The 17539-nt window shown below is 63.5% G+C and carries 14 protein-coding genes; 5 read left to right on the top strand and 9 right to left on the bottom strand.

What is annotated here, in order from left to right:
• Positions 1–105: 105 nt before the first annotated feature.
• Positions 106–2910: a DNA gyrase subunit A gene (gyrA, locus tag IFT80_RS00295; protein ID WP_192136507.1), complete on the bottom strand. Its 2805-nt coding sequence runs from the start codon at positions 2908–2910 to the stop codon at positions 106–108.
• A gap of 313 nt (positions 2911–3223) precedes the next feature.
• Entirely contained in the window at positions 3224–4300 is a 1077-nt protein-coding gene (gene mtnA, locus IFT80_RS00290; protein ID WP_122479062.1) for an S-methyl-5-thioribose-1-phosphate isomerase, read from the bottom strand.
• A 105-nt stretch (positions 4301–4405) separates the two neighbouring features.
• On the opposite strand from mtnA, the gene IFT80_RS00285 reads away from it, so the two are divergent.
• From IFT80_RS00285 to IFT80_RS00270, 4 genes are read left to right on the top strand one after another with little or no spacing between them, the layout of a single operon-like run.
• Positions 4406–5734, top strand: a complete 1329-nt coding sequence (locus IFT80_RS00285) for a TRZ/ATZ family hydrolase (RefSeq protein ID WP_192136506.1) — start codon at positions 4406–4408, stop codon at positions 5732–5734.
• 57 nt (positions 5735–5791) lie between these two features.
• The gene (ubiG, locus tag IFT80_RS00280; RefSeq protein ID WP_122479065.1) at positions 5792–6490 is read left to right on the top strand and encodes a bifunctional 2-polyprenyl-6-hydroxyphenol methylase/3-demethylubiquinol 3-O-methyltransferase UbiG; all 699 of its coding nucleotides are present in this window, start codon (positions 5792–5794) and stop codon (positions 6488–6490) included.
• Positions 6491–6492: 2 nt separating this feature from the next.
• The gene (gene mupP, locus IFT80_RS00275) at positions 6493–7164 is read left to right on the top strand and encodes an N-acetylmuramic acid 6-phosphate phosphatase MupP (protein ID WP_192136505.1); all 672 of its coding nucleotides are present in this window, start codon (positions 6493–6495) and stop codon (positions 7162–7164) included.
• A gap of 25 nt (positions 7165–7189) precedes the next feature.
• Positions 7190–7930 carry a YciK family oxidoreductase gene (locus IFT80_RS00270; protein ID WP_192057488.1) on the top strand — a complete coding sequence of 247 codons (741 nt, stop codon included), beginning with the start codon at positions 7190–7192 and terminating at the stop codon, positions 7928–7930.
• 116 nt (positions 7931–8046) lie between these two features.
• Here IFT80_RS00270 and IFT80_RS00265 read toward each other — a convergent pair whose 3' ends face one another.
• The 7 genes from IFT80_RS00265 to IFT80_RS00235 form a co-directional block, all read right to left on the bottom strand.
• The gene (locus tag IFT80_RS00265; protein ID WP_122479071.1) at positions 8047–8829 is read right to left on the bottom strand and encodes a TenA family transcriptional regulator; all 783 of its coding nucleotides are present in this window, start codon (positions 8827–8829) and stop codon (positions 8047–8049) included.
• A gap of 46 nt (positions 8830–8875) precedes the next feature.
• The gene (locus tag IFT80_RS00260) at positions 8876–11338 is read right to left on the bottom strand and encodes an EAL domain-containing protein (protein WP_192136504.1); all 2463 of its coding nucleotides are present in this window, start codon (positions 11336–11338) and stop codon (positions 8876–8878) included.
• Between the two features lie 151 nt (positions 11339–11489).
• Positions 11490–13322: an ABC transporter ATP-binding protein gene (locus IFT80_RS00255; RefSeq protein ID WP_122479074.1), complete on the bottom strand. Its 1833-nt coding sequence runs from the start codon at positions 13320–13322 to the stop codon at positions 11490–11492.
• Complete coding sequence (locus IFT80_RS00250) at positions 13315–13950, bottom strand: DsbA family protein (protein ID WP_192136503.1); 636 nt, start codon at positions 13948–13950, stop codon at positions 13315–13317. Before IFT80_RS00250 ends, IFT80_RS00255 begins: the two co-directional genes overlap by 8 nt.
• A gap of 4 nt (positions 13951–13954) precedes the next feature.
• Complete coding sequence (gene trhO / locus IFT80_RS00245) at positions 13955–14893, bottom strand: oxygen-dependent tRNA uridine(34) hydroxylase TrhO (protein ID WP_192136502.1); 939 nt, start codon at positions 14891–14893, stop codon at positions 13955–13957.
• Positions 14894–15053: 160 nt separating this feature from the next.
• Positions 15054–15350: a BolA family protein gene (locus IFT80_RS00240; RefSeq protein WP_192136501.1), complete on the bottom strand. Its 297-nt coding sequence runs from the start codon at positions 15348–15350 to the stop codon at positions 15054–15056.
• 14 nt (positions 15351–15364) lie between these two features.
• Positions 15365–15904, bottom strand: a complete 540-nt coding sequence (locus tag IFT80_RS00235) for a DUF2059 domain-containing protein (RefSeq protein WP_122479082.1) — start codon at positions 15902–15904, stop codon at positions 15365–15367.
• Positions 15905–16126: 222 nt separating this feature from the next.
• Between IFT80_RS00235 and IFT80_RS00230 the strand changes: the two genes are divergently transcribed.
• Entirely contained in the window at positions 16127–17503 is a 1377-nt protein-coding gene (locus IFT80_RS00230; RefSeq protein WP_122479084.1) for a class II fumarate hydratase, read from the top strand.
• The last annotated feature ends 36 nt before the right edge of the window (positions 17504–17539 follow it).

Genomic DNA, 17539 nt, shown 5'->3' with positions numbered 1-17539 from the left:
TTCGCGGCGGTTGACCGCTCCCACGAGGCTCCCGATGCAACGGAGAACTTGTGGGAGCGGGCTCTGCCCGCGAAGGGCGCACCGCCCAATCCCCTGCCCTACAGCTTACTCCTCGAGCGCTTCGTCGGCGGCATCGGGCTCGACATCACCCTGGGCCACTTCGGAATCGACCGCATCGCCGCCTTCGGCGCTTTCAACGCCTTCGACACCCTCTTCCAGCTCGTCATCCTCGACTTCCGATGGCTCCTGGACTCGCTCCAGGCCCACCAGCTTCTCGTCGGTGACCAGCTTGATCAGGGTCACGCCCTGGGTGTTGCGGCCCAGGCTCGAGACTTCGCCAACACGGGTACGCACCAGCGTGCCCTGGTCGGAGATGAGCATGATCTCTTCACCTTCCTGGGACTGGATCGCGCCAACCAGCTTGCCGTTGCGCTCCTTGGTGACCATGGCGATCACGCCCTGGCCGCCACGGCCGCGACGGGGGAACTTGCTCAACGGCGTGCGCTTGCCGAAGCCGCGTTCGGAGGCGGTGAGAATCTGCGCGCCGGATTCGGGGATCAGCATCGAAATCAGCTGCTGGCCCTTGCCCAGGCGCATGCCGCGGATACCACGGGCACCACGGCCCATCTGCCGCACCACGCCTTCGGCGAAGCGGATCACCTTGCCGGCGTCGGAGAACAGCATGACTTCCTTGGCGCCGTCGGTGATGGCTGCGGCGATCAGAGTGTCGCCTTCCTTGAGTTTCAAGGCGATCAAGCCGCTGGAGCGCGGACGGGCGAACTGCGCCAACGGCGTCTTCTTGACCGTACCGAAGGCGGTCGCCATGAAGATATAGGCACCGGTAGGCTCGGCCACCAGCTCGGGGGTGTCGCCCTCGTCGCCTTCAACGGCTTCGACGACTTCTTCGGCCTCGACGATTTCGCCTTCGATGACGGTATCGTCGGCGTCGTCGAGGTCTTCGTCGGCGCCAGCGGTGGCCTGCAGGGCCTCGAGGTCGATCTGCAGCATGGTGGTGATGTACTCGCCATCATCCAGCGGCAGCAGGTTGACCAGCGGACGGCCGCGCGCAGCACGGGACGCCTCGGGAATTTCATAGGTCTTGAGCCAGTACACCTTGCCCTTGCTGGAAAACAGCAGCAGCGTGGCATGGCTGTTGGCGACCAGCAGGTGCGAGATGTAGTCCTCGTCCTTGACGCCGGTGGCCGACTTGCCCTTGCCGCCCCGGCGCTGGGCCTGGTAGGACGACAGCGGCTGGGTCTTGGCGTAACCACTGTGGGAAATGGTCACCACGCGCTCTTCTTCCGGGATCATGTCGCCCAGCGTCAGATCGAGGCGCGAATCGAGGATCTCGGTCCGGCGCACATCGCCATATTCGGAGCGAATCAGTTCCAGTTCCTCGCGGATCACTTCCATCAGGCGTTCGGCGCTGTTGAGGATGCGGATCAGCTCGGCGATCTGGTTGAGGATCTCCTGGTACTCGGCCAGGAGCTTTTCGTGCTCCAGACCGGTCAGGCGATGCAGGCGCAGCTCGAGGATGGCCTGGGCCTGTTCCGGCGAGAGGAAATACTTGCCGTCGCGCAGGCCGTACTGTGGATCGAGGTTTTCCGGACGCGAGGACTCGGCACCGGCACGCTCGACCATGGCCACCACGGCGCTGGACTCCCACGGCGTGCTGATCAGCGCTTCCTTGGCCTCGGACGGCGTTGGCGAGGCCTTGATCAGGGCGATGACCGGATCGATGTTGGACAGCGCAACCGCCTGGCCTTCGAGAATGTGGCCGCGCTCGCGCGCCTTGCGCAGTTCGAACACGGTGCGCCGGGTGACGACTTCACGGCGGTGGCGAACGAAGGCTTCGAGCAGGTCCTTGAGGTTGAGAATGCGCGGACGGTTGTCGATCAGGGCAACGATGTTGATCCCGAACACGGCCTGCAGCTGGGTCTGGGCATAGAGGTTGTTGAGGATCACCTCCGGCACTTCACCGCGGCGCAGCTCGATGACGATGCGCATGCCGTCCTTGTCGGACTCGTCGCGCAACTCGGAGATGCCTTCGAGTTTCTTCTCTTTCACCAGCTCGGCGATCTTTTCGATCAGGCGGGCCTTGTTCAACTGGTACGGCAGCTCGGTGACGACGATCTGCTGGCGACCGCCGACCTTGTCGATGTCCTCGACATGGGAGCGGGCGCGCATGTAGATCCGGCCACGACCGGTGCGGTACGCCTCGATGATGCCCTGGCGACCGTTGATGATGGCGGCAGTCGGGAAGTCCGGCCCGGGAATGAACTGCATCAGTTCATCGATGGTGACGTCCGGGTTGTCGATGACCGCCAGGCAGCCGTCGAGCACCTCGCCCAGGTTGTGCGGCGGGATATTGGTCGCCATGCCCACGGCGATACCGCTGGAACCGTTGACCAGCAGGTTGGGGATGCGCGTCGGCATGACCGCAGGGATCAACTCGGTGCCGTCGTAGTTGGGCACCCAGTCGACGGTTTCCTTGTGCAGGTCGGCCAGCAGCTCGTGGGCCAGCTTGGTCATGCGCACTTCGGTGTAGCGCATGGCGGCGGCGTTGTCGCCGTCCACGGAACCGAAGTTGCCCTGGCCATCGACCAGCAGGTAGCGCAGCGAGAACGGCTGGGCCATGCGCACGATGGTGTCGTAGACCGCGGTATCACCGTGCGGGTGATACTTACCGATCACGTCACCGACCACACGGGCCGATTTCTTGTAGGGTTTGTTCCAATCGTTGCCCAGCTCACTCATCGCAAACAGAACGCGGCGATGCACGGGCTTCAAGCCATCACGTGCATCAGGCAGTGCACGACCGACGATCACGCTCATGGCGTAGTCGAGGTAGGACTGTCTCAGCTCGTCTTCGATATTGACCGGGAGGATTTCTTTGGCCAGTTCGCCCATGAGAAGCCTGATTCCTTTTTCTGGTGAAACTCCGTTGCCTCCCTGTGAGAAGAACGAAGCTTGCCACCGCTGGCCGATGCCAACGGCGACTTACGACAAATCAACGAGTTACGCCTTGGACCTGCGGCGTTGGGGGGACACCGCGATGCACCCCCGAAAACCGCCGGATGGTAGCACAATCGCCGTCAGACACCTATCCCCTTAAACCCTGACAGGACCCTTGATCGAGTGAGATCAAGCCTCTCACACGGCGCTGCGGCGCTGCTAGGCCAGGCCCGCATCGAAAAAAGGCCGATTTGTCGGTGCGACGGACTCAATGCAGGCGCCGGCGACACATCAGCTGCGCCAGCTTGGCCGTATCAGGCCGCTCGACGATGCCCTTTTCAGTGACGATCACGTCGATCAGGTCGGCCGGCGTCACGTCGTGGACCGGATTGAACGCTTCGACATCCGCGCCGATGCGTGTCCCGGACACTTCCAGAAGTTCTCGGCCATCGCGTTCGAGCAGGGGAATGTCATCGCCGCTCTCCAGCGCCATGTCGATCGCCGCACTGGTGGCTACCACCATGAAACGCACACCGTGGTGCATCGCGCAGACCGCCAGCTGGTAGGTGCCGATCCGGGCCGCGATATCGCCGTTGGCGGCGATCCGCTCGGCACCGACGATTACCCATGTGATGCCCTTGCTTTTCATCAGGTGCGCAGCTGCCGAGTCGGCGGCCACGGTCACCGGGACACCCTCGCTGGACAGCTCCCAGGCGGTCAGCCGCGAGCCTTGCAGGCCCGGCCGGGTTTCGTCGACATAGACACGTTCGAGCATGCCGTCGTGGAACGCGGCGCGCACCACCCCCAGCGCCGTGCCGAACCCGCCGCTGGCCAGGGCACCGGGATTGGCGTGGGTCAGCACGGTCTGCAGATTGCCCTGGTGCCGACGGATCAATTCCACGCCCAACTGAGCCATGGTCAGGTTGGCTTCGCGGTCGCTTTCGTGAATGGCCAGGGCTTCGGCCTCGAGCGCGGGCAGCGGGTCCTCGCCGGCACGCACCCGGCCAAGGCGCTCGCGCATGCGCTCCAGCGCCCAGAACAGGTCGGCGGTGGCCGGGCGGATCGCCGCCAGCAGGCGCAGGTCCTCGTCCAGCGCGGTGCGCCAGTCAGGCCCGGCCGCACGGTGCAGGCGTGCCGCCAGCACTACCGCATAGGCAACGCTGATGGCAACGGCCGAGGCACCGGCCACGACCCCGATGCGGACCGCGTCGGCCACGCCGGGTGCATCGATACAGGGGCGCCAGACCTGCTGCGCAGGCAGCGCGCGCTGGTCGAGCAGGTGCAACGCGTCACCTCGCCAATCAACGGCTTTGACCCGTTCCGCCGCCAACAATCGATCACGCATGCCCCACTCCGTACTCAGACACCAAAAGCGCTCGATTATAGCGAGCCCCCGTCCAAGACGCTCGGGTATACTTCGCCATCACCTGCCGAAGCCCCGGAACTTGCCATGCCCGATGTCGATACCGCCCTGGACCTGCTGCTACTGCCCACCTGGCTGGTACCGGTCGAGCCCGCCGGTGTCGTGCTCGAGGAGCATGCCCTGGGCATCCGCGACGGCCAGATTGCCTTCATCGGGCCACGCAGCACAGCCGCCCGGCTGCAGGCACGCGAAACCCGCGAACTGCCGGGGCAGCTGCTCGCTCCGGGGCTGGTCAATGCTCATGGGCACGCGGCCATGACGCTGTTCCGTGGCCTCGCCGACGACCTGCCGCTGATGACCTGGCTCGAACGCCACATCTGGCCCGCCGAGGCCCGCTGGGTCAGCGAAGCGTTCGTGCGCGACGGCACCGACCTGGCGATCGCCGAGCAGCTACAGGGCGGCATCACCTGTTTTTCGGACATGTATTTCTTTCCGGAAGTGGCCGCCGAGCGCGTGCACGCCAGTGGCATGCGCGCACAGATCACCGTGCCGGTGCTGAACTTCCCCATTCCCGGCGCGCGTGATGCCGACGAGGCGCTGCACAAGGGTGTCGAGCTGTTCAACGACCTCAAGCACCATCCACGCGTCAGCATTGCCTTCGGCCCCCATGCGCCCTACACGGTGAGCGACGAGAACCTGGAAAAGATCCGGGTACTGGCGGACGAAATGGATGCCGCCATCCACATGCATGTTCACGAAACCGCAGGCGAAGTGCACGATGCCCTGCAACAGAGCGGCGAGCGTCCGCTGGCCAGGCTGGCCCGCCTCGGCCTGCTGGGGCCGCGCTTCCAGGCGGTGCACATGACTCAGATAGACGACGCCGACCTTGCGCTGCTGGTGGAAAGCAACAGCAACGTCGTGCACTGCCCGCTGTCCAACCTCAAGCTGGCTAGTGGCTTCTGTCCGGTGGAAAAGCTCTGGCAGGCCGGCGTCAATGTGGCCCTGGGCACCGATGGGGCGGCGAGCAACAATAGCCTCGACCTGCTCGGCGACACGCGCATCGCAGCGCTGCTGGCCAAGGCCGTGACCGGTTCGGCGACCGCATTGGATGCCCATCGCGCACTGCGCATGGCCACCCTCAATGGCGCCCGAGCCCTGGGCATGGAGACGCACATCGGCTCGCTGGAGGTCGGCAAGGCTGCGGACCTGGCGTCGTTCGACCTGTCCAGACTGGCTCAGCAGCCGGTCTACGACCCGGTGTCGCAACTGATCTACGCCAGTAGCCGCGATTGTGTCCGGCATGTCTGGGTCGCCGGCAGGCAACTGCTCGACGAAGGTCGCCTGACCCGCCTGGACGAGCAACTGCTGCGTGACAAGGCATGCGCCTGGGGCGAGCGTATCGCCGCCGAGCGATGACGACTGCGCCGCCCGGCCCTACAGAATTCAAGAATCACATCGTTTAGAGGACACCCAATGAGCAACGTCGACCACGCTGAAATCGCCAAGTTCGAAGCCTTGGCGCACCGCTGGTGGGATCGCAACAGCGAGTTCAAGCCGCTGCACGACATCAATCCGTTGCGCGTCAACTGGATCGACGAGCGCGTCAACCTGGCGGGCAAGCAGGTCCTGGATGTAGGTTGCGGTGGCGGTATCCTGAGCGAGGCCATGGCCCTGCGCGGCGCCAAGGTCACCGGGATCGACATGGGCGAGGCGCCGCTGGCGGTTGCCCGCCTGCACCAGCTGGAATCCGGGGTGGAAGTGGAATACCGCCAGATCACCGCCGAAGCCCTGTCGGCCGAATGCCCGCAGCGCTTCGATGTGGTCACCTGTCTGGAAATGCTCGAACACGTGCCAGACCCTTCGTCGGTGATCCGCGCCTGCTTCCGCATGGTCAAGCCTGGCGGCCAGGTGTTCTTCTCGACCATCAACCGCAACCCCAAGGCGTACCTGTTCGCGATCATCGGCGCCGAGTACATCATGAAGCTGCTGCCGCGCGGCACCCACGACTTCAAGAAATTCATCCGCCCTTCCGAGCTCGGCGCGTGGAGCCGCGAGGCCGGACTGACCGTCAAGGACATCACCGGCCTGACCTACAACCCGCTCACCAAGCACTACAAGCTGGCTTCGGACGTCGACGTCAACTACATGATCCAGACCCTTCGCGAGGAATGAGCATGCGCCTTCGAGCGGTACTTTTCGATATGGACGGCACGCTGCTCGATACCGCGCCGGACTTCGTCGCCATCTGCCAGGCCATGCGCGCCGAACGCGGCCTGGCGCCAATCCACCAGCAGCGTGTGCGCGACGTGATCTCCGGTGGCGCCAAGGCCATGATCCAGGCGTCGTTCGACCTGGCACCCGAGTCAGCTGAGTTCGAAGCCTTGCGCCTGGAGTTCCTCGAGCGCTACCAACACGGCTGCGCGGTCCACAGCCATCTCTACGAAGGCATGGCGCAACTGCTCGCGGATATCGAGCAGGCCAAGCTGATCTGGGGCGTGGTGACCAACAAGCCGTTGCGCTTCGCCGAGCCCATCATGCAGCAACTGGGGTTGGCACAGCGTTCGGCGGTGCTGATCTGCCCCGACCATGTAACGCGCAGCAAGCCGGACCCTGAACCCGTGCTGCTGGCCTGCAGCAGACTCGACCTGGACCCGGCCAGCGTGCTGTTCGTCGGTGATGATCTGCGCGACATCGAGTCGGGCCGCGATGCCGGGACCAGGACCGCCGCAGTGCGCTACGGCTACATCCATCCCGACGACAACCCGGATCACTGGGGCGCCGACGTGGTGGTCGATCACCCGTCGGATCTGCGCCGCGTGCTCGACCAGGCCCTTTGCGGCTGCTGAACCGTACTACTTTCCAGGAGTTTCCATGTTCGATTACTCAGCCCGCCCCGACCTGCTGGCCGGGCGCATCATCCTGGTGACCGGTGCCGGCCGTGGCATTGGCGCTGCCGCCGCGAAAACCTTCGCCGCCCATGGCGCCACCGTGCTGCTGCTGGGCAAGACCGAATCCAACCTGACCACCGTGTACGACGAAATCGAAGCCGCCGGGCATGCCCAGCCGGTGGTCATCACCTTCGACCTGCAGAGCGCGCGAAGCGAACAGTACGCGCAATTGGCACAGATGATCGAGACCACCTTCGGCCGCCTCGACGGCCTGCTGCACAACGCCTCGATCATTGGCCCGCGCACCCCACTGGACGCGTTGCCCGACGACGAGTTCATCCAGGTGATGCAGGTCAACGTGAACGCCACGTTCATGCTCACTCGCGCACTGCTGCCTCTGCTCAAGCAGGCGGCAGATGGCTCGGTGGCGTTCACCTCCAGCAGTGTCGGTCGCAAGGGACGCGCCCACTGGGGCGCCTACGGTGTGTCGAAGTTCGCCACCGAAGGCCTGATGCAGACCCTCGCCGACGAGCTGGAGGGTGTCAGCGCGGTACGTTCCAACAGCATCAACCCCGGTGCCACGCGCACGGCCATGCGCGCGCAGGCCTATCCGGCGGAGGAGCCTGGCCGCAACCCGTTGCCCGAACAGATCATGCCGGTGTATCTGTACCTGATGGGACCCGACAGTATCGGGGTCAATGGCCGGGCGTTGGACGCCCAGTGAAATGTGTCCTCAGGGCGGGCACCCGCCGCTGTAACGACCGGCCAGCCAGCCTGTCGCGCAACCGTGGTGCCGCCTGAGGCGATCCTGCTAGTCCTGCGTCATGCCCCTACCCTGTTTCAAGCCACGACCCTTTTGTCCAGGGTGGTGGTGCGCTGCAGCTCCAGCGCCATGCAGCGTTCCAGGAACAGGAACATGAAGTCGTAGCTCTTGCAGATGGCGTTGCGCAGCTCGGCCTGCTGCAGTTCGGTGGCATGGTTGCCAACCAGGGTGCAGATGATCTCCAGGGCTTCCCACGGATGCTCGTCGTCGTACTGGGCATGCAGGCTCAGCCAGCGCATGGCGCGCTTGCGGTTCTGCTCGGGAAACGCCTGGGCATAGGTGTCGTCGGCGCAGACCACCGCCGACCACTCGCCGGTTGCACCCTCGATGGCATAGTTGGTGGCTGCCATGGCAACCGCCAGCGAGTCGGTGGCACAGCTCTGCCAGCACCAATGGCTGAGCGCGTGCAGCTCGGCCGGCACGTCCTGGGCGATGAGATCCTGGAGACTGACGCCATGCGCCTGGCTCCAATGCACCCAATAATCGGCGTGATTGAGTTCGACTCGAATGTTGCGCATCAACCAGCGCCGCGCCATGTCCTCGCCCGGATGCCGGGCAAAACGCGTCTTGGTCAGGTTCTGCGCCATGTACAGTGAAAACTGCTCCACCACGGGCCAGCCGCCGATCAGGTAATGACGCATGGTGCGCGAGCTCAGCTGGTTGTCGCGCATGCGCGCGTAAACCTCATGCTCGACGACCCGACGCTTGTTCGGCGCACAGTCTTCGATCAGTTTCTGTGCCCACTCGGGATAACTTTTTGCGTCCATCAGCGGACCCAGGCGAATAAAAGGATCGTTCACTGGCAAACCTCCATTTAATTAAGTGAAGAACAGCGGCAAATTGCCCTTATCGGAAAGTGTCGGGAACGCCAAAGCGCAACGGCCGCAGTCTGCCCAGGTGACGGCGCAGACTGTCACAGGTGAAAACCTGCGGTCGCTCGATCAAATATCCTTGTGCGTAGTCCACACCAATTTCCAGCAAGGCCTGTTCTATCAGAGGCGTCTCGACAAACTCGGCAATGGTGCGCTTGCCCATGACGTGGCCAATATGGTTGATCACTTCCACCATCGCCCGATTGATCGGGTCGTCCAACATATCTTTAACGAAGCTGCCGTCGATTTTCAAATAATCGACAGGTAAATGTTTCAAATAGGCAAACGAAGACATACCGGCGCAGAAGTCGTCGAGTGCAAAGTGACAACCCAAGCCCTTCAATTCATTGATAAAACGGATTGCGCTGCCAAGATTTGCGATGGCGCTGGTCTCGGTAATCTCGAAACATATCAGCTCGGCCGGAATGGCGTGCAGGCGAAATTGTTCACGCAGGAACTCGAGGAACTCGTCATCACCGATGCTGATGCCGGAAAGGTTGATCGCACACACTGCCAACGGCCCCTGGTCGGGCTGGTCGAGAGTCTGGCGCACCACCTTGAATACGTTCTGCACCACCCAACGGTCCAGGGCGGTCATCAGGCCGTACCGTTCGGCAGCCGGGATGAACACTTCGGGCATGATGATGCGGCCGGTTTCATCGCTCAGGCGCAGGAGGATCTCGATGTGCCCACCCGGCGGTCCGTCCTGTATCCCCAGGGCGGCGATCTCCTGTGCATACAGGCAGAACCGGTTTTCCTCCAGGGCCATGTGCAGGCGCTGGACCCATGCCATCTCGTCGACCCGCACGGTCAGTTCGCTGTCGGCGGCGTGGTAGACCTGAACGCGGTTGCGACCGCGCTCCTTGGCCAGGTAGCAGGCCATGTCGGCGGCGCGCATCGAGGCTTCGAGGGTGATCGGCGCCTGGGTCAGGTGCACCATGCCAACGCTGACGGTGGTGACGAACGGGCGCCCCTTCCACACGAAGTGCAGGTTCTGCACGGTGTGGCGCAGTGTTTCGGCCAGTTTCTCCGATTCGGCGGCCGAGCAGTTCTCGATGAGGATGCCGAACTCGTCACCGCCCAGGCGCGCCAGGGTGTCACCCTCGCGCAGCCCGGACTGCAGCAGTGCGCAGATGTGGCGAAGCAGTTCGTCGCCCGCCGCGTGACCGCAGGTGTCGTTGACCAGTTTGAACTGGTCCAGGTCGAGGAACATCAGCGAGTGGCAGCCAGGATAACGCTGCAGCGCGGCCAGCGCCTGCTCGAGACGGAACTCGAACTCGCGGCGGTTGGCCAGCCCGGTCAATGCATCGTGCGTGGCCTGCCACGACAGGTTGGCGATGTATTGCCGCTCCTGGGTCATGTCGTGCAGCACCAGCACGGTACCGCTGATGTGCTGGTCGGTCTGGATCGGCGCGCCGACGAGCGTCACCGAGACCGTACTGCCGTCCAGGCGCTGGATCAGCTTGGCGTGTTCGCTGCCGCCGCGCAGGTCGCCACTGACGATGTGGTCGATGAGGGTGAAGCTGTCCTTCTCGGCGTTTTCGTCGAGCAGGTTGAACAACGCCGCCAGCGGCAGCCCCACGGCCTGATCGGCGCTCCAGTGGGTCAGTCGCTCGGCGGCCGGGTTCATGTAGAGGATCGCGCCCTCGACATCGGTAGTGATCACCCCATCGCCGATGGACGCCAGGGTTACCTGGGCGCGGTCCTTTTCCAGTTGCAGGGCATAGGCGAAGGCATGGCGCTGGTTGAGCAGCTTGCGCGTGCGCCACAGCGCCAGCACGATCAACAGCAGCGCCACCAGCAGGTTGCTGACCACCAGCAGGTACTGCACCGCGCGCGAGCCCTCGCCCAATGCCGCGCTGAAGGCCATGGCGGCGGGCGTCACCGCGTCATTGATGAGCATGATCTGGTGCTTCCAGCGCGCCATGTCCGCTTCGCTGGCGGTGCCGGCCTGTTGCGCCGCGTGCATCTGCTGCGCCAGGGCGTCGAGTTCGACCAGGTAGGTATCGCCGATCTTCCAGTGCGCGATGGCCCTGGACATGTAGCTCACATCGCTGAAGTGACGGTACAGCCAGATGATGTTCTGCATGTCGTCAGGGTGGTTGTTGCCCTTCAGGATGCCCGCCCGTGCAGCCGCCAGATCGGGCTCGGGCTGGTCGAGGGCGAGGCGCAGCTGATGACCGCCCTGGGGAATGGCGATGGCGCGCAGGTACTTCTGGAAGACTTCCTCGTCACGGCTGTCGGCATACAGGTTCAGGTAGTAGATCGCGTCTTTCTGACCCTTGGACCAGAAGCTTTCGCCCGCGACATAGCTGCGCACCGCGGACAGTGCGTAGAGGCTGATGCAACCCAGCATTGCCATCAACCCCACGACGGCGATGAATGGCCAGACAATCCCCAGCAATCTCGGTGTATCGAGAGTCTGTGTGTGCTTCATGAGGTTCCTTGCTTCAGCGATCCAGGCAACGTCCAAGTCAGAACTTCAATCACCACTGGCACACTCTAGGCTAGTTTCGGAAAGGACCGGCACAGTTTTCGTCGGTGCCGAATCTTTTTTTTCATGGCTGGGCGCGCCGCCAGCCGCGGACTCAGACCTGTTGCAGATAACCGTACAGACGCGCATACAGCCCGCCCTCGGCGATAAGCTGCTGGTGATCGCCATCTTCGGCGATCCGGCCGCCGTCGAACACCAGCACGCGGTCGGCCTGCTTCACCGCAGAGAGCCGGTGGGCAATGATCAAGGTAGTGCGCCCTCGCAGGAAACGCGCGAGGGCCTGGTGCAGGTTGTACTCGGTGGCGGCATCGAGCGCAGAGGTGGCTTCGTCGAGAATGACCACCTTGGGCTCGGCCAGCACCATTCGAGCAATCGCCAGACGCTGCCGCTGACCCCCGGAAAGGCGTACGCCGGACCGGCCGACAATGCTGTCCAGGCCGTGGGGCATGTCCCGCACGGTGCTGTCCAACTGGGCGATCTGCAGTGCATTCCAGCAGGCATGGTCGCTGGCAGTGCGCCCCATGGTCAAGTTGGCACGAATCGTATCGTTGAACAGCGATGGATGTTGCAATACCACCGCGACATTATCGCGCAGGGTCTCCAGGCCCATCGCCTGCTGCAGCGTGCCACCAAAGCGCACCTCCCCGGCCTGTGGCGTATAGAGCCCGAGCAGCAATTGCACCAGCGTGCTCTTGCCACCCCCGCTGGCGCCGACGATGGCGACCTTTTCACCGGGCGCGATGCTCAGGTCCAGGCGGTCCAGCACCTTGTCCTCGGCATAGGCGAAGGTCAGGCCACGGATCTCGATACCCACCGTCTCGCGATCGCGGAACGGATCGCTGCCGCCCGGATACCTGGGTTCATCGGCGCGAGCGAGCAATTCATTAATCCGCTTCAGCGCACCACCTGCAGCATAGTAGGCGTATTGCAGATTCAACAGCTGTTCGACCGGGGTGATCATGAACCAGAGATAGCTGAACACTGCCAGCATCTGGCCAATGCTGAGGTCGGAGAACAGCACCGTGAGCATGGCTGCAGCGCGGAAGATATCGATGCCGAACTGGAACAGCAGCGCGCTGGCGCGGCCCGACGCGTCGCTCTTCCACATCGAGGCGACCGCAAAGTCGCGCACTTCGCGAGCGCGCAGGCCGAGGCGGCCCAGAAAATAACCCTGACGGTTGCTGGCGCGGACTTCCTGGATGGCGTCCAGGGTTTCGCCGAGCGCCTGGGTGAAGCGCGCGGTGCTGTCGTTCTCGAGCTTCTTCAAGTGTTTGACGCGCTTGCCCAGCACCACCGTGGCGTACACCACGAGGGGGTTGAACAGCAGGATGAGCAGCGCCAGCTTCCAGTGCATCCACATCAGGATGCCCGCGGTGCCGGCCAGGGTCAGCATCGCCACCAGGAAGCGGCTCAGGGTTTCGCCGACGAATTTGTCGAGGGTTTCCAGGTCGGTGACCAGATGGGTAGTGACCGTCCCACTGCCCAGGCTTTCGTATTCGCTGAGGGAGATGCGCTTGAGCCGTTCGATGAGACGCAGGCGCAGGCGATAGACCACGTCCTTGGCCAGGCCGGCGAACAGCCGCGCCTGCACGACGTTGAAAAGCAATGACCCACAACGCAGGGTGAAACTGATCACCAGCATCAGCCCTATGAAGCCGACGGGGATCTGCCAGGCGGCGGGCAACACCTGACTCATCCAGCGCGTGGCACTGCCGGCATGCCCGAGCAAGACCTCATCGACCAGCAGCGGCAACAGCAGGGGTATCGGCACGCTGCACAAGGTAGCGAGTACGGCGACGCCATTGGCGGTCCACAGCGTACGCTTGTGCTGCAATGCCAATCGGCGTATTTCGCCCCAACTCAGGCGGTCTGCCACGGGCGTGGTTTGCGACCCTGCCACCCCGACGGGGCCCGGTCGCTCATGCATCGGCAGCACGTTCCAGCCAGCGCGCCAACAACGGCGCAAGATCGGCCAACGGTCGGTAACCATTGGTCAGCAAAGCCAGCTGGCCATCGCGCTCGGCGAGCAAGGTCGGAAAGCCGGCGATGCCCAGCCCCTGCGCCCAGGCGAAATCGGCCTGGGTAGTTTGTACCCTGCGATCGCTGTCGAACGCCTCGACGAACTCGATGCGCGGCACACCGGCCTGTTCGGCCAGGGCAGCCAACTGCACCGGCTGGGTCACATCCAGGCGCAGGGTGTAGAACGCCTGCTGGATCAGCTTGACCAACGGCCAGGCCAGATCGGGGGCCAGTTCGCGCACCGCCACGATCGCTCGGCAAGCCGGCTCGGTGTCGTAGACGAAGCCTGCCGGCAGTGCGCCCTCGAACTCGAAGGCCTGGCCGCTGGCCTCGTGCACCGCATGCCAGTGCTCGATGATGTAGTTGCGGGTGGTCGGCTCCAGCGCCGCGCCGCCGCTGCGCAGCCCGCCCATTACGATATGGGTCTTGACCCCTGCCGCCTCGGCCTGATCGATCAGGGCCTGGGCCACGGGCGCGAAACCCCAGCACCAGGAGCACATCGGGTCCATCACGTAGATCAGGCGGTTGCGCGACATGGGCTCAATCCTGGGCAGCTTTGCGATAGTTGTGGCCGATAGGGTGCGGCAGATTGCGCGCGCGAGCCAGTTCGATCTGCTTCTGACGATCAATGGCGCTCTTGCGGGTCTTTTCGCTCAGGCTGTTCCAGCAGTGCGGGCAACTGACGCCGGGCACGTAGTGCTCGCTGGCACGATCTTCGACACTGATCGGTGTGCGGCAGGCATGGCACTGATCGTAATCGCCCTCGCTGAGGTCGTGGCGCACCGTGACGCGGTTGTCGAAGACGAAGCAATCACCTTCCCACTTGCTCTCTTGCTGGGGCACTTGCTCCAGGTACTTGAGAATGCCGCCCTTGAGGTGATAGACCTCTTCGAAGCCTTCGCCAAGCATGTAGCTAGACGCCTTTTCGCAGCGGATACCGCCGGTGCAGAACATGGCGACCTTCTTGTGCACCGCCGGGTCGAAATGAGCCTTGATGTAATCGGGAAATTCGCGGAAAGACGCGGTCTTGGGATCCACGGCGCCGTGGAAGGTGCCGATGGCAACTTCGTAGTCGTTGCGAGTATCGATCAGCAGGACTTCAGGATCGTCGAGCAACGCATTCCAGTCCTGCGGCTCGACATAGGTGCCAACCGTGCGGTTGGGGTCGACACCGGCGACGCCGAGGGTGACGATTTCCTTCTTCAGCTTGACCTTGGTGCGATAGAACGGCTGCTCGTCGCAGTACGATTCCTTGTGGTCGATGTCGTCCATGCGTGGGTCTAGCTTGAGCCAGGCCAGCAGGCCATCAATGCCTTCGCGGGTGCCGGACACGGTGCCGTTGATGCCTTCCGCAGCAATCAGCAGGGTGCCTTTGATGTCGTTGTCGAGCATGGCCTGCAGCAGCGGCTCACGCATTTCGACGTAATCTTCCAGGGTGACGAACTTGTACAGTGCCGCCACGACGATCGCTTGGGTCATGGGTAAAACGCTCCAGGTGGTCGACCGCGCAAGAGCCGGACCGGATTTTCTTGGGGGACAGTTCACCGGACGAGCCAGGCGACAGGTCAGTGAACAGAAATGAAAAAACCCGCCAACGGCATGCCGCTGGCGGGTCGCAGATTCTAGCAAATTCCGTTGCCTAGTGCCCACCGCCGGCGCAGGTGGGCGACGCCGGTGCGGCCCCTGCCTGCGCCCATTCCTGGGGCGTATAGGTGTGCAGCGCCAGCGCGTGGAACTCGCCCATCAGTTCGCCGAGCGTGCCGTACACCAACTGGTGACGCTTGACACTGTTGAGCCCGGCAAAGCGGTCACTGACCAGCACCGCCTTGTAGTGGGTCTCGGTGCCTCGGCTGTGCATGTGGCTTTCGTCCAGCACCTGCAGATGTGCGGGTTGCAGCATCTGCAGGGTGGATACGATGCGGTCCTTCATAGACATCAGCAACGACTCCGTTACGGCTTCGCTGGCTTGGCCGGACCGGCAGCAGCTTTGGCAGCGCCCTGTGGGTCCAGTTCCTTGGTCATGTCAGCCAACAGGTTGTTGACCACAGGCACTGCGCTTTCCAGCTTCTGCTGGGTGAGCTGGGCGGACTGCTGGGTCACGGCGGGCATTTTTTCCAGGACTTTCTTGCCCAACGGCGACTGGTAGAACTTGACCAGGTCCTTGAGCTCCTGCTCGGAGAAGTTGGTGGTGTACAGCTTGACCATGTCTGGCTTGAGCTTGGGCCAGCCGATGGCCTGGTCCAACGCGGCATTGGCCTTGGCCTGGTAGGTTTCCAGGGTTGCCTGCTTGCTGGCCGGGGCTTTGGTCTGCTCGAAGCGCTGAGCGAACATTTGCTGCACTTGCATGTACACCGGCGTACCCAGTTTGTCCGCATGAGCCATCATCAGGAAGGCTTCGGCGCTGGCATTGTGGCTGGCGGTGTCGGCGAGTACCTGGCCACTGGCACAGACGAGAACTGCCGCGGTGCAGATGGCGCGAAAACGAGTCATCGAGTTTCCTTATCTAGCAGGCGAGGTAAAACCCCAGAAACGATCATTTTGCGCTCAAGCTCGTGCGTCTCTCAACCCCAGACTGCGAACCGCAGGTGCAGTTTCATGGAACCTGACGCCAGGTACGTACCCTAACAGCAAGGCTGCCGATGAACTGCAGCGAGACCCGCCCGTGCATCATCGGGGTGTGACGCGAGATCGACAACAAGGAGCATGAACCGCATGAGTCGTATCGAAACAGACAGCCTGGGACAGGTCGAAGTTCCTGAAGAGGCCTACTGGGGCGCCCAGACCCAACGTTCGCTGGTGAACTTCGCCATTGGCGAGGAGCGCATGCCGCTGCCGGTTTCGCACGCCCTGGCGCTGGTCAAGAAGGCCGCGGCGCGGGTCAACGATCGCAACGGCGACCTGCCGGCCGACATCGCCCGACTGATCGAGCAAGCCGCCAACGAAGTGCTTGCAGGCGAGCATGACGATCAGTTCCCCCTGGTGGTCTGGCAGACTGGCAGCGGCACCCAGAGCAACATGAACGTCAACGAGGTGATCGCCGGGCGCGCCAACGAACTGGCCGGCAAGGGCCGCGGCGGCAAGTCGCCAGTGCATCCCAACGATCACGTCAATCGTTCACAGAGCTCCAACGACTGCTTCCCCACCGCCATGCACATCGCCGCCGTGCAAGCCGTGCAGGCTGACTTGTTGCCAGCAATCGCGGTGCTCGGCGAAGGCCTGGCCGAGCTGGCCGGACGCCACACGCAGCTGGTCAAGACCGGCCGCACGCACATGATGGACGCCACGCCGATTACCTTCGGCCAGGAAGTCTCGGCCTACGTGGCGCAGCTCGAATACGCCCAGAAGGCCATCCGCAACGCCTTGCCCGCCGTGTGTGAGCTGGCCCAGGGCGGCACTGCGGTGGGTACCGGGCTCAATGCACCCAAGGGGTTCGGTGAAGCCATCGCCGCGGAGCTGGCGGCGCTGTCCGGGCTGCCGTTCGTCACCGCGCCGAACAAGTTCGCGGCATTGGCCGGCCACGAGCCGTTGACCAGCCTCTCGGGCGCTCTCAAGACCCTCGCCGTGGCCTTGATGAAACTGGCCAACGATTTCCGCCTGTTGGGTTCGGGGCCTCGGGCAGGGCTGGCCGAGATCAAACTGCCGGCCAATGAGCCGGGTAGCTCGATCATGCCCGGCAAGGTCAATCCGACCCAGTGCGAGGCGCTGTCCATGCTCGCTTGCCAGGTCATGGGCAACGACGTGGTCATCGGCATCGCCGCGAGCCAGGGTCACCTGCAACTCAACGTGTACAAGCCGGTGATCATTCACAACCTGCTGCAGTCCATCAAGCTGCTGGCCGATGGCTGTCGCAATTTCCAGGAACACTGCGTCGCCGGTCTGGTGCCGGATGCGCAGCAGATGGGCGAGCACCTCGAGCGTGGCTTGATGCTGGTCACCGCGCTCAACCCGCACATCGGCTACGACAAGGCCGCCGAGATCGCCAAGAAGGCCTACGCTGAAGGCTTGACACTGCGCGAATCGGCACTGGCCCTGGGCTACTTGAGCGAAGCCGAGTTCGACCAGTGGGTGCGGCCCGAAGAAATGCTTTAAGCTCTCGCCGCCGGCGTCATCGTTTGCCAACGATGA

This window comes from Pseudomonas sp. CFBP 8771, from assembly GCF_014841695.1.
Lineage (GTDB): Bacteria > Pseudomonadota > Gammaproteobacteria > Pseudomonadales > Pseudomonadaceae > Aquipseudomonas > Aquipseudomonas baltica.
Note: the sequence above shows the minus strand (reverse complement) of the source record. Positions and strands in the feature narration are given on the sequence as shown.

Excerpts from the sequence above, each read along its gene's own strand:
- IFT80_RS00240 (WP_192136501.1), bottom strand. The coding sequence starts at position 15,350 with ATGTCTATGAAGGACCGCATCGTATCCACCCTGCAGATGCTGCAACCC.
- IFT80_RS00285 (WP_192136506.1), top strand. The coding sequence starts at position 4,406 with ATGCCCGATGTCGATACCGCCCTGGACCTGCTGCTACTGCCCACCTGG.
- gyrA (WP_192136507.1), bottom strand. The coding sequence starts at position 2,910 with ATGGGCGAACTGGCCAAAGAAATCCTCCCGGTCAATATCGAAGACGAG.
- IFT80_RS00235 (WP_122479082.1), bottom strand. The coding sequence starts at position 15,904 with ATGACTCGTTTTCGCGCCATCTGCACCGCGGCAGTTCTCGTCTGTGCC.
- IFT80_RS00255 (WP_122479074.1), bottom strand. The coding sequence starts at position 13,322 with ATGCATGAGCGACCGGGCCCCGTCGGGGTGGCAGGGTCGCAAACCACG.
- mupP (WP_192136505.1), top strand. The coding sequence starts at position 6,493 with ATGCGCCTTCGAGCGGTACTTTTCGATATGGACGGCACGCTGCTCGAT.
- IFT80_RS00270 (WP_192057488.1), top strand. The coding sequence starts at position 7,190 with ATGTTCGATTACTCAGCCCGCCCCGACCTGCTGGCCGGGCGCATCATC.
- trhO (WP_192136502.1), bottom strand. The coding sequence starts at position 14,893 with ATGACCCAAGCGATCGTCGTGGCGGCACTGTACAAGTTCGTCACCCTG.
- IFT80_RS00250 (WP_192136503.1), bottom strand. The coding sequence starts at position 13,950 with ATGTCGCGCAACCGCCTGATCTACGTGATGGACCCGATGTGCTCCTGG.
- IFT80_RS00260 (WP_192136504.1), bottom strand. The coding sequence starts at position 11,338 with ATGAAGCACACACAGACTCTCGATACACCGAGATTGCTGGGGATTGTC.
- ubiG (WP_122479065.1), top strand. The coding sequence starts at position 5,792 with ATGAGCAACGTCGACCACGCTGAAATCGCCAAGTTCGAAGCCTTGGCG.
- mtnA (WP_122479062.1), bottom strand. The coding sequence starts at position 4,300 with ATGCGTGATCGATTGTTGGCGGCGGAACGGGTCAAAGCCGTTGATTGG.
- IFT80_RS00230 (WP_122479084.1), top strand. The coding sequence starts at position 16,127 with ATGAGTCGTATCGAAACAGACAGCCTGGGACAGGTCGAAGTTCCTGAA.